Annotated in this window: 3 protein-coding genes; all 3 read right to left on the reverse strand. The window is 65.7% G+C overall.

The window, feature by feature from the left end:
• The coding region (locus tag ABYB95_RS20565; RefSeq protein ID WP_372661265.1) for a lytic transglycosylase domain-containing protein at positions 1 to 861 on the reverse strand (861 nt) is incomplete at its 3' end.
• 109 nt (positions 862 to 970) lie between these two features.
• On the reverse strand, positions 971 to 2,335 hold the full coding sequence (locus tag ABYB95_RS20570; RefSeq protein ID WP_372661268.1) for an MBL fold metallo-hydrolase RNA specificity domain-containing protein: 1,365 nt from the start codon (positions 2,333 to 2,335) through the stop codon (positions 971 to 973).
• 68 nt (positions 2,336 to 2,403) lie between these two features.
• A complete protein-coding gene (locus ABYB95_RS20575) occupies positions 2,404 to 2,682 on the reverse strand; it encodes a hypothetical protein (protein WP_372661271.1) in 279 nt (92 codons plus the stop codon).
• Positions 2,683 to 2,922 lie beyond the last annotated feature (240 nt).

Here is a 2,922-nt window from a genome sequence, read left to right on the forward strand (position 1 = left end):
GGCGTCGGCGGGCAGCGCCGAGCCGTCCACCATCGCCACGCCGCGCTTGGCCCACTCGCTCATGCTGCGTTTGCTTCGGCGGCCTTCACCATCGGTGTTGAACCCGGCGGGTAGTTTCACTTCAAAGCCCCAGGGTTGGCCGGTGCGCCAGCCGGCTTTGTTCAGAAAGTTGGCGGTGGAGGCGAGGGCGTCGGCGGTGTTGTCCATCAGGTCGGCTTTGCCATCGCCATCGAAATCGACCGCCAGGCGCTCGAAGGTGCTGGGCATGAACTGCGTGTGGCCAAAGGCGCCGGCCCAGGAACCCAGCAGGCGCTCGGGGGCGACATCGCCTTTTTGCAAGATGCGCAGGGCGGCGAAGAATTCGCCCCGAAAGTAGGACTGGCGCCGCCCGAAGCACGAGAGCGTGCCCAGCGACTGCACCAGCGGGTATTTTCCAAAGTTCTGGCCGAAATTGCTTTCCACGCCCCAGACCGCGACCACCGTGGCCGGGTCCACCCCAAAGCGCTGTTCCACCTTGGACAGTGTTTCGGCGTTTTTCTCAAGCAATGCCCGGCCTTCGGCCACACGTTCCTCGTCCACCAGGCCACTGAGGTAGTCCCAGATCGGCAGACGGAATTCGGGCTGGTAGTTGAGCTTTTCGATCACGCTCATGTCGGGCGTCAGCCCTTGGGTGAACTGGGTGTAGCTGGTGTTGGATACCCCGGCGCTTCGTGCGCTGGAGGCCAGACCGCTCAGGCAGGACTGGAACTCTGGGGTTGCGCTGGCATTGGCTTGGGCACCGTCCTGTGCCATGGCAGGCCGCGCGAGCAGGGAACAGGAGAGCAGCAGGAAAGTAGCGGTGGCGGAGAGGCGGTGCGTCATGTCAGAAACGTGGGGGGTGGTTGTGGCGCTCACCGTGGCAAGTGGAGCACCAGGACAGGCGGCGCGAAAGTTTTGCGCCGAATACCCGGGGATCGTACGCCGACTTGGGCTACACCGCCCAGGTGCTGCCATGCTCTGGCACCAGTGCCTGCCAGCGCAGTTCGCGCTCGATGCGGGCGCGCAACTGGTCGGATGCTTCCGGGTCGCCATGGGTGACGAAGACGCGACGGGGCGCGCCGGGCATGGCCTTGAGCCAGTCCAGCAACTGGTTGGAGTCGGCGTGTGCCGAGGCCGAGGTGAGCTGCACGACCTGGGCTCGCACCAGAACGTCTTGCCCGAAGATGCGCAACTGCTTTGCGCCACCGGCCAGCGAGGCGCCGCGCGTGCCGGGCGCCTGGTAGCCGGTGAGCACAATCACATTGCGATGGTCGCTCAGGTATTGCATCAGGTGGTGCAGCACTCGCCCGCCCGTGGCCATGCCGCTGGCCGACAGGATCACCTTGGGACCGCGCTGGAAGGCGATGGCTTTGGACTCGTCGACCGACCGCGTCAACTTGGCCACGCTGTCCATGGCCTGGCATTGGGATGCGCTGAGGCGGTGTTCACCCATGTGTCTGGCGTACAGCTCGGTGGTGTTGATCGCCATCGGACTGTCGAGGTACACCGGCAGGTCGCGTGGCAGATCGCCGTTGCGTTTCAGCTCGGCGATGGCGTGCAGCAGGGCCTGGGCACGTCCGACAGCGAAGACCGGCACCACGGCTGCGCCGCCACGCGCGGCACAGGCTTTGAGTGCCGGGCCGAGCTCGGCAAACACGTCTTCAGCGGGGTGCACCCGGTCGCCGTAGGTCGATTCACAGACCACAGCGTCGGCCGCCGGCGGTGCATCCGGTGCCTTCATCAAGGCGTCGTCGGGTCGCCCCAGATCGCCCGAGAACAGCATGCGGCGCCCGCCCACTTCCAGCAACAGACTGGCCGCGCCCAGGATGTGGCCAGCACCGCTGAAATGCGCGATCCAACCAGGCAGTGGTTCGAAGGCCTGCCCCACGGTAGCGGTGCGGAACAGCTTGAGGCTTTGGACCGCATCCGCCTCGGTGTACAGCGGCAACGCAGGGGCATGCTTGGACGTACCGTGGCGGTTGGCGAAGCCGGCATCTTCTTCCTGGATGTGGCCGCTGTCGGGCAACAGGATGGCGGCCAAGTCGCGCGTGGCAGGCGTTGCCCATACTTTGCCGCGAAAGCCTTCTTTGGCCAGCAGGGGCAGGTAGCCGCTGTGGTCCAGGTGGGCGTGGGTCAGGACCACTGCGCCGATGTTGTGCGGCTCCACCGGCAAAGGGTCGCGGTTGCGCAGACGCAATTGTTTGTAGCCCTGAAACAAGCCGCAGTCGACGAGCAGGCGCTTGCCGTCGTGCTCGACCAGGTATTTGGAGCCGGTGACCGTGCCCGCAGCGCCCAGAAATCGGATGTGTACGCCCATGCGGTTCATCTTACTCCCGGGGTTTGTCGCAACGGCCTGCTCAGCACCGCCCTGTGGGGTGCAGCCGCTCAGGCGGTGCGGCCAGGGCCGCCGTTCACATGGGCGGCCGAGGCAGCTGCGCCGGGCGCGTCCGCGTGGCCGGCGTGGCGGCGGTAGCCGTGTTCGTCTTCGCGCCAGGGGCTGGCCCGGTGGGGGGCACGGCCAAAGGCCAGCCACCAGATGAAGACCAGGTTGACAAAGGGAATCAGGAGCAGCAACGCCGACCAGGGCGAATAGCCGCCTCGGCGCAGCAGCCGCACCGCCGGAATCAGGACCAGCACGGCAAAAATGGGCGTGAACCAGAACATGGGAAAACCTCTTTCAACAGGGGGTGGAACAGGTCTTCAGTGTCTGGCGCAGCAGGCCCGCATGGGTTGCGGGCCTGTTTCGGTTTGTTTCGTTGGGTTGCTCGCACGCCATCTACAGCGGCGGTGGCACTGCGTGGCGTGGGTCCGCTGGCCCCTCGGCAGTGGGATGGACAGATCGGAGCGACCTGCTGCATGATCTGGCGAATCTATTCAATCCACCGCATGGAGGTCGCATTGATA

It is taken from the genome of Hydrogenophaga sp. (assembly GCF_041633695.1).
In the GTDB taxonomy this organism is placed as follows: Bacteria; Pseudomonadota; Gammaproteobacteria; order Burkholderiales; family Burkholderiaceae_C; genus Hydrogenophaga.